6 protein-coding genes and 1 pseudogene are annotated in these 6,803 nt (G+C 60.6%); 3 read left to right on the top strand and 4 right to left on the bottom strand.

All coding sequences use genetic code 11. The features are described from left to right. Window positions 1-630, top strand: a pseudogene (gene tnpC, locus AC5JJ6_RS34730) (IS66 family transposase); the annotation flags it as partial. Window positions 631-924: 294 nt separating this feature from the next. Here the strand turns inward: tnpC and AC5JJ6_RS34725 are convergent. Next, window positions 925-1,713: a CPBP family intramembrane glutamic endopeptidase gene (locus AC5JJ6_RS34725; RefSeq protein ID WP_496046413.1), complete on the bottom strand. Its 789-nt coding sequence runs from the start codon at window positions 1,711-1,713 to the stop codon at window positions 925-927. A gap of 1,646 nt (window positions 1,714-3,359) precedes the next feature. Between AC5JJ6_RS34725 and AC5JJ6_RS34720 the strand changes: the two genes are divergently transcribed. Next, complete coding sequence (locus tag AC5JJ6_RS34720; protein ID WP_496046412.1) at window positions 3,360-3,737, top strand: DUF6876 family protein; 378 nt, start codon at window positions 3,360-3,362, stop codon at window positions 3,735-3,737. Between the two features lie 328 nt (window positions 3,738-4,065). Beyond that, the gene (locus AC5JJ6_RS34715; protein WP_496046411.1) at window positions 4,066-4,617 is read left to right on the top strand and encodes a hypothetical protein; all 552 of its coding nucleotides are present in this window, start codon (window positions 4,066-4,068) and stop codon (window positions 4,615-4,617) included. A 3-nt stretch (window positions 4,618-4,620) separates the two neighbouring features. Here the strand turns inward: AC5JJ6_RS34715 and AC5JJ6_RS34710 are convergent, their stop codons facing one another. From AC5JJ6_RS34710 to AC5JJ6_RS34700, 3 genes are all read right to left on the bottom strand, one after another. Beyond that, window positions 4,621-5,034: an H-NS histone family protein gene (locus tag AC5JJ6_RS34710; protein ID WP_496046410.1), complete on the bottom strand. Its 414-nt coding sequence runs from the start codon at window positions 5,032-5,034 to the stop codon at window positions 4,621-4,623. A gap of 278 nt (window positions 5,035-5,312) precedes the next feature. Next, window positions 5,313-6,197, bottom strand: coding sequence for a sulfurtransferase (locus AC5JJ6_RS34705; RefSeq protein ID WP_496046409.1), 885 nt, complete (start codon window positions 6,195-6,197; stop codon window positions 5,313-5,315). Between the two features lie 393 nt (window positions 6,198-6,590). Beyond that, on the bottom strand, window positions 6,591-6,803 hold a 213-nt coding region (locus tag AC5JJ6_RS34700), incomplete at its 5' end, for a hypothetical protein (protein ID WP_496046408.1).

Here is a 6,803-nt window from a genome sequence, read left to right as displayed (position 1 = left end):
AGAACTACCTTGCCAACTCAGGCTACGCGTTCGACTAAACCTGAAATGCTCTAACGACGCGATCACCCTGGCGTTCTGCTGGAGCCATGCGAGGCGGGAGTTCATCGAGTTGGCGAAGGGCAAGATGCCGATCGCCACCGAGGCCCTGCAGCGCATCGCCGCGCTCTATGCCATCGAGGCGGAGGTGCGCGGCCAGCCAGCGGAGAGCCGCCGTGCCGCCCGGCAGGCGAAGAGCCGGCCGCTGGTCGAGGACCTGTTCACCTGGTTCACGGCGCAACTCGCCAGCCTGCCGGGCGCAACCCAACCGCGAAGGCGATCCGCTACGCGCTGAACCACCGCGACGGCCTGGTCCGGTTCCTCGATGACGGGCAGATCGAGCTCGACACAAACACCGTGGAGCGTGCCATCCGTCCTCTCTGCCTCAGCCGAAAGAACGCACTCTTTGCCTCCGGCGATGAGGGCGGGGCACGCTGGGCCGCGGTGGCCTCGCTGGTCGAAACCTGCAAGCTCAACGGCGTCGATCTGCAGCGCTACTTCACCGACCTGCTGACCCGCCTCGTCAACGGCTGGCCCAACAGCCGCATCGACGAACTCATGCCATGGTGCTGGGCCGCCGCCGAAAAAGGCTGAGCATCAACCACGGCCGAGATGGGTCTGAAAGCCGCGCTTACGGAGCGCTGGCGTTTTCGACAAGCTGACCCGTCACGAGATACGGGTCGACGAGCTGCGGCTGAGCTGCACCGACCTTCGCAATGAATGTGGACCGCCCATGTACGCGGGAGTACAGTTTCGCGCTCGCTCCCCGATAGGCGGGAGGACCAATGGATGCGCAGGGCTCCTTTGCCGCTTAGGAACGGGCGCTGCGACCTGCCGGTGGCCTGGTTGCTTGCGAACGGCTTCTGATGCCAGCCGCACACCCCTCGACTATCGCCTCGGCTTGACCTCGCGAGTGCGAGTAAGGGCCAGTGCTAAGCACCAGGTCAACACCACGGTCAGAACGTAGGGCCGAACGCTGCCGGCTTCTGCCGGGAGTATGCGCAACGGGCCCGCAAATGCGTTAACCGAGGCATGCAACAGCACAAGGAGGAGCAGGCTGCGGCCGGTGCGCTGCCAGACGACCGAAAACACGAGGCTAAGCGCCACCGCCTGCAGCCCAAACCAGATGAACGGCAACTGGGCCTGAGGAGAAACGGCCGTGAGGAACAGCGGTATGTGCCATACTGCCCAGACGATGCCGAGCAACGCACTGGCGCCGACGAAGCCAAATCGCGGTTGCATCCGCGGCAGCGCGAACCCACGCCATCCCAGCTCCTCGCCTAGTGGGCCTCCGAGGACTAGGACAGCGAAAAAGTTAAGGACGAAGAGTGGCCAGCGTCCGGCCTCTGGATAATTGGGCCACTCTCCCCCGAGCCAAACGTGGATAGCCGTTGCCGTCAGCATAAGGATCGGCGGCCCCGCGAGAGCAAGCACGTACCAGCGGACATGCACCCGCCATTTGACCAACCCGACAAGCAACTCCCGGCCGGCACCGCATCGTAGCGACAGACCAAGCGCCACCAGGCTCGGAACGGCCGTTCCCAACACAACGAGCAGTGCCGCGGAAAGACACACGCCCAAATGCTCCTGGACCACCGGATGTGCGAGAATCCAAAAGATCCACGCGCAACCGAAGGTGAGAGCGAAGTAAGTGCGAAGGCCGGTCAGGCGAAGCATGGTCAGCGAAGCCAGAGCCCAGAAGTTGCTGCCCTCTTCTTGGATGCCGCTTTGATGAATCCGGGTGCCTGCTTGAACATCTCGTAAGCACGTTCACTCACGATCGACGTTGAGGAACGTGCCAAATGGATCTCCGATAGCGCTGACACCAGCCCCGCGCTTCGGCGAGGGTAGGCTGTTGCCCGCTTTGGAGCAATCAGGCGGCTCTTGTCCCGATCCGATCCGCCGAAAGCTCGGCGGTACCATTCGATTCTCATGACTGCTCTCAGTGTCTGCTTTCGAGCACACTGCCGCGATGCTTTTGTGTCTGCTATGGGCGCACAGCCGACGATCCCAAATGCTGATCCGTATTGTCCGCTTACCTATCAACAACGGACATGGGGGCAGCAGGTATGCGGAGCACCTGCGGGTCGAACAGCTGTAGCCACAAGCCTCACAGGAGCCCGCTGCCGCTGGTAGGCGCTCGCTTGCGCCACGCAGTGTCACCGCAACATAGACCTGCCACGGCTAGCAGGGAGGTGGGGCGCACAAGGCGAGCGACTGGGCGGCAATCAATGGTAGCCTACCACCAACGCGAACGTGGGGCTAGGCAATGGGAACATTTAGGAACGCCCTGACACCCACCAGGCACCTGATGCAATCTACCTTTATAGCCGCAAGTGCCCTGTTGCTGCTTGGCAATCCTGCCCGACCTGCTGCAGCTCAGGATCGTCCGGTCTTGCTGCCCAGCCGGGACGTGGCCGTTACCTACCGGGTGGAGCGGGACGGCCAACCTTTGCGCATCCGCTTGGCTTGGTCGTCCGTGCTGCGAGCCCTTCGGGCCGAAGCTGAGCCTGGCGCACCGGCATCTATCGGCGGCATACCATTGCCGCCAGGAAGCCGAGTGATCATCGATCGGGGCGCAGGCCAAGCCTTCGCCGTCCAGGAGAGTACCGGGCTAACGGTGGACCTGCCGCAACTGGCAAGCCGAGCCGAGGTATCCGAACGTGACCTGTTGTCCGCTCAGGCTCGGCGTGAGGGTGTTGACCGTGTGGCGGGCCTGCCTTGTACGGTCTGGCGCCTGCTGCCGAGATCGGCTCCACCGAAGCGGCGACCAATACGCGTTTGCGTCACAGGCGATGGCGTACCGCTGCGCGCCCAGGAAGAAGGCTCTAGGAACACGGCAGAGGCGGTCAGTGTCCACTACGGACTTCAGGATCAAGCTTTGTTCCGCCAGCCGCAAGATGGCCTGGGCGGAGAGGCGGGTCGGGCACTGGGTCGCGTACTAGGCAACTTCTTGCGGGGCGGCCAGACCGGCAGCAGTTGGTGATCCGCGCTGCCTGGCTGGTGGTCGGCATCCTGGTCCTGCTCGCCCTGAGCGCCTAGATCACGCTTCACACGAGCTATGTCTGCAGAGCTACGCTGGGGGCGCCGAGGCAGCGATCGAAGTCAGGTTGTCGGCGAGCCCGAGGACGAGCAGCAGGGTGGACGCGGGGTAGGGCTCGCCGAGCATGGTCTCCCGGTGCGCTCGCAGTGCCGAGAGCGCGATAAGCAACTGCCGGTTGGCACGTGGCCGGCGCGCCGATGCTCTTGTGGGCAGCAAGTCTCCGGATGACGCGAGGTCCGGAAGGCTATTGATGGGGTGGGCCGCTAAGGAGGGCGGCCACATGTCTCCAGAGGAACTGCAATCAGCCCTGGCCGGCTTCACCGGCTCCGACACGCTCACCCGGCACGGCCTGACCCGCCGTATCCTGATGACCCAGGGCGTCGTGTTCCTAGCCAAGCAAGCTCAGGCTCACTCGCTCACCGAATTGATCGTAGCACATCAGGTCGACCCAAGGGTACGATTTGAACCCTTCCAAGTCTGGACCTTGGCCGTTGACGCCGCTACCCGCAGCGCAGCCGCCACGATGACCGACGGCAACTCCAACCAGCCCATTACCCGACAGGAAATCCCTTGGACCGATTTCCCGCTGGCGGAGGTAACGCTGTGGCTGGTGCAGGAAGGTCCAACGTGGGTGCTGCTGCTGCCCAGCGAGTATTGAGGCATGGGTCATGTTGGGTGTCGGAGAGCCTCCCTCACGGAACGGCTGGGCCATGTCCATGGGTTAGCCGCACCGCATCATCCTGCACTTCGAGATTTCACCTTAAACAACACGGCGTCCGCGACGGCTGCAAACCAATCCGAGTAATCGCGTCCATATGAACGTAGTTGGTCCAGCGTTCGCTCTTTCTCCCAGACTACCTTTGCACCCTCGTGACGGCCCTACTCACGTAATGCCTCCGGAATACCGACGCTATCTTTTCGCTTCCTTGCTGTCTGACATAGCTATTAATAATGACTGCCATTTTTTCTGCTGATAAAATGCAGACATGAAAAACAGAAACGCAAAATATCCCGGCCACCAAATGCATAAGCTTCTCGACGCAATGGAGGCGGTTAAGGCTGGAGACTATGAATTGGTTCCAGGCAGAGGAAGCCGCACGCGGTCAATGACAGTCCGGGTTGAATACGCAGCCAGGGTCAAGGGGATCTATCTAAACACGAACTTTCATAAAGAGACCTACGATAAAGAGGCATCAGATGGTTGGATGCACAGGCAGATGCCGTCCTGCCTGCTCGACAGCCTACAAGGTAGATTTTACGGCATTGAAGGCGCATTCGTACACGGCAAGCTGATGTGGGACAAAAGCAGTTGGCTACAATGCAGTGCTGTGAGCTTCTGCAAGGTAGTCATGGATGGCAGTCTCGCCGAGGATTTCGAACAACTCTTGGATACTTTTGGCGCTCGCCCTACCGCACACTACAGAAATTTTCCATGCGTGCGGTATGGGCGTGAAGCACATACTGTCACGTTAATAAATGTGAACTTCACACTCAGCGATGCCGTACTGTTCAAGCTCGCGCACTTTGTAGTTGGCTAGTTACTAGGCAGCGGGCTTTTCGATGAGATGCTGTTCAAGCTGTTCAGCTGTCATACCCTGCGCCCAGATAGGCTTGCGTCCCCTGCCCGACCATTCCTGACCTGCCGGCCCGCGGTATTTGGGAGCTATCTTCGAACCCTCGGGCTTTGGCTTTGCCTTGCCGCGACCGCGCCTTTTCGCAGGTTCAGGCGTCTCACCGAACAGGTCTCTGACCGAAAGGCCTAGCGCCTTGGCCTTGTTAAGCGTTTCTTCTATGAAGGAACGCTTCTCGCCCTCGGACTTTTCCTCGATCTTGGCTTCTGCCGCAGTGACCACCTGGCGCAGGTCAGAAACACTAAGCAGATCGAACGCTGTGGTAATTTGCTCGAGCGTCAACGTGTCGCTTTTTGGCTCGGCTTTACCCTTGGACCCAGACATGGCGACTCGCTCCTGATACCCAGCAAGACGTACTATATACGAAATCGGTTTAGCTGTCCCATAGGGGCACCGAAACTTAATGCTGCATAGCCCCGCGGATTGATCCCGAAGCCCTGTATGACCCTCGCAGACGATTCCTAGGGGCACTTCGCTCCGAGTGGGCAGCATAAAGTGGGGCCTTCCTTGGCAAAGTGTCCGCTACCGTAGGTGCCGCTGTCGCTGGTGGTGGACAGCGATGGATAGGTCCTGGTGCTCCCGAGCGAGTATTGAGCAGGAAATTACCCCACCTCGATCGGCAGCGTCTCATCCTTCGCCCACTCGCTCATCGAAGCGTCGTAGACAGCGATGTCCTGATAACCGAGCTGGTGCAGGAGAAAGGCATCAAGCGTCGCCGCGATGCCGCCGCCGCAGTAAAGCAGGATCCGCTTCGACGGGTCTACGCCAACGGCGGCAAAGGTTGCAGCAACCGCCTCGGGCGCCTTGAGCGTCAATGAGGCTGGATCTATCACCTCCGACACCGGCACGTTGACGCTGCCCGGGATGCGCCCTGGCCTGCCATATCGCGGGTTCTCGCCACGGTGCAGGTCCGGCGCAAGCGCATTAATCGTGCAGGAGCCTGGATTGCCGATCGCTGCCCGGACCTCCTCTTTGCCAACAAAGAGGCCCTGGCGAGGTGTGGGCACCAGCTTCGCCGCTGGATAGCGCGTCTCTGCCGTTTCGACCGGCTGACCTTCGGCACTCCATTTGTCGAAGCCACCATCCAGCACCGCCGCGTTATCGAAGCCGATGGCACGCAGCATCCACCAGACCCGCGTGGCCCATTGCATGCTCTTGCGGGAGTAGAGGACGACGCGTGTGCCCTCACCGATACCTTTCGCTGCGAAGCGTGCGGCCAAGTCCTGTGGCTTTGGCATCATGAAGTTGGTCGGAGCTGAGGCGTCGGATAGCTCGCCGTGCAGGTCGAGGAAGGCGGAGCCTGGGATATGGCCTTGCTCATAGTCGGCGCGGCCGCTCTCTACCCGATAGGGCCGGCCAGTGCCGGTCTCGTAGCGAAGGTAGGTCGTGCAATCGAAGATGCGCAGCTCCGGATCGCGGAGGTGCTCGGCTAGCCACGCAGTGGTGACGATCGCCTCGGGGTGGACATAGCGCGGTGTCGCGGTCATTGGTGCTTTCCTCCAGCTCGGCGTTCCATCTTCCGCCTTCAAACCTAGGTAGAAGCTGCACTCTTCAACCTGGATAATAAAGAGCTGACTGCTGACAAGGTTGGAGCTTGAAGTTGTGTGCCGGTGCGTCGCTTACTGATGGGAACGGATGATCTGACTTGTGTCTAGACCTTCGTGGCAGCATCAGGCTGTGTTACGATCTCTCTTCGAGTATCGACTTTGTTTAGCATCATCGGTCTGTCTCTCCATCGCCTGAGTGAACGATACCATTGCGGGCTCCGGAAGCCGGGAGACCCACAATGGCAGGCGATGAACGAGAACGTTGACTTCATGGCCGACGCATCGCGAAGGCATTTGGTCCGGTGTCCCCTATGAAGTGGTAGAGCCGCAGCCCTACCGGTCTGGCGAGACGATTAGCCTGTCGCTGGTCGTTGGGGTGATCTCCTTGGCCATGTAGCGGCCAAGCCCCCACGGATCATTCACCAGCTCGACCACAATCGACCCACTCTCGACCAGCTTCGGCCATTGCAACAACGCCGCGGCGTTGAACTTGCCGACTTTCTCGATGGGCACTGCGAACGCTGCATGGATGTGGAGATTAGTATC

This window comes from Skermanella sp. (assembly GCF_059503625.1).
This window is presented reverse-complemented; position numbering and strand designations above follow the sequence as displayed.

What these genes read in the sequence shown, in the direction of transcription:
- AC5JJ6_RS34715 (WP_496046411.1), top strand. Translation starts at nt 4,066, where the DNA reads ATGAAAAACAGAAACGCAAAATATCCCGGCCACCAAATGCATAAGCTT.
- AC5JJ6_RS34720 (WP_496046412.1), top strand. Translation starts at nt 3,360, where the DNA reads ATGTCTCCAGAGGAACTGCAATCAGCCCTGGCCGGCTTCACCGGCTCC.
- AC5JJ6_RS34725 (WP_496046413.1), bottom strand. Translation starts at nt 1,713, where the DNA reads ATGCTTCGCCTGACCGGCCTTCGCACTTACTTCGCTCTCACCTTCGGT.
- AC5JJ6_RS34705 (WP_496046409.1), bottom strand. Translation starts at nt 6,197, where the DNA reads ATGACCGCGACACCGCGCTATGTCCACCCCGAGGCGATCGTCACCACT.
- AC5JJ6_RS34710 (WP_496046410.1), bottom strand. Translation starts at nt 5,034, where the DNA reads ATGTCTGGGTCCAAGGGTAAAGCCGAGCCAAAAAGCGACACGTTGACG.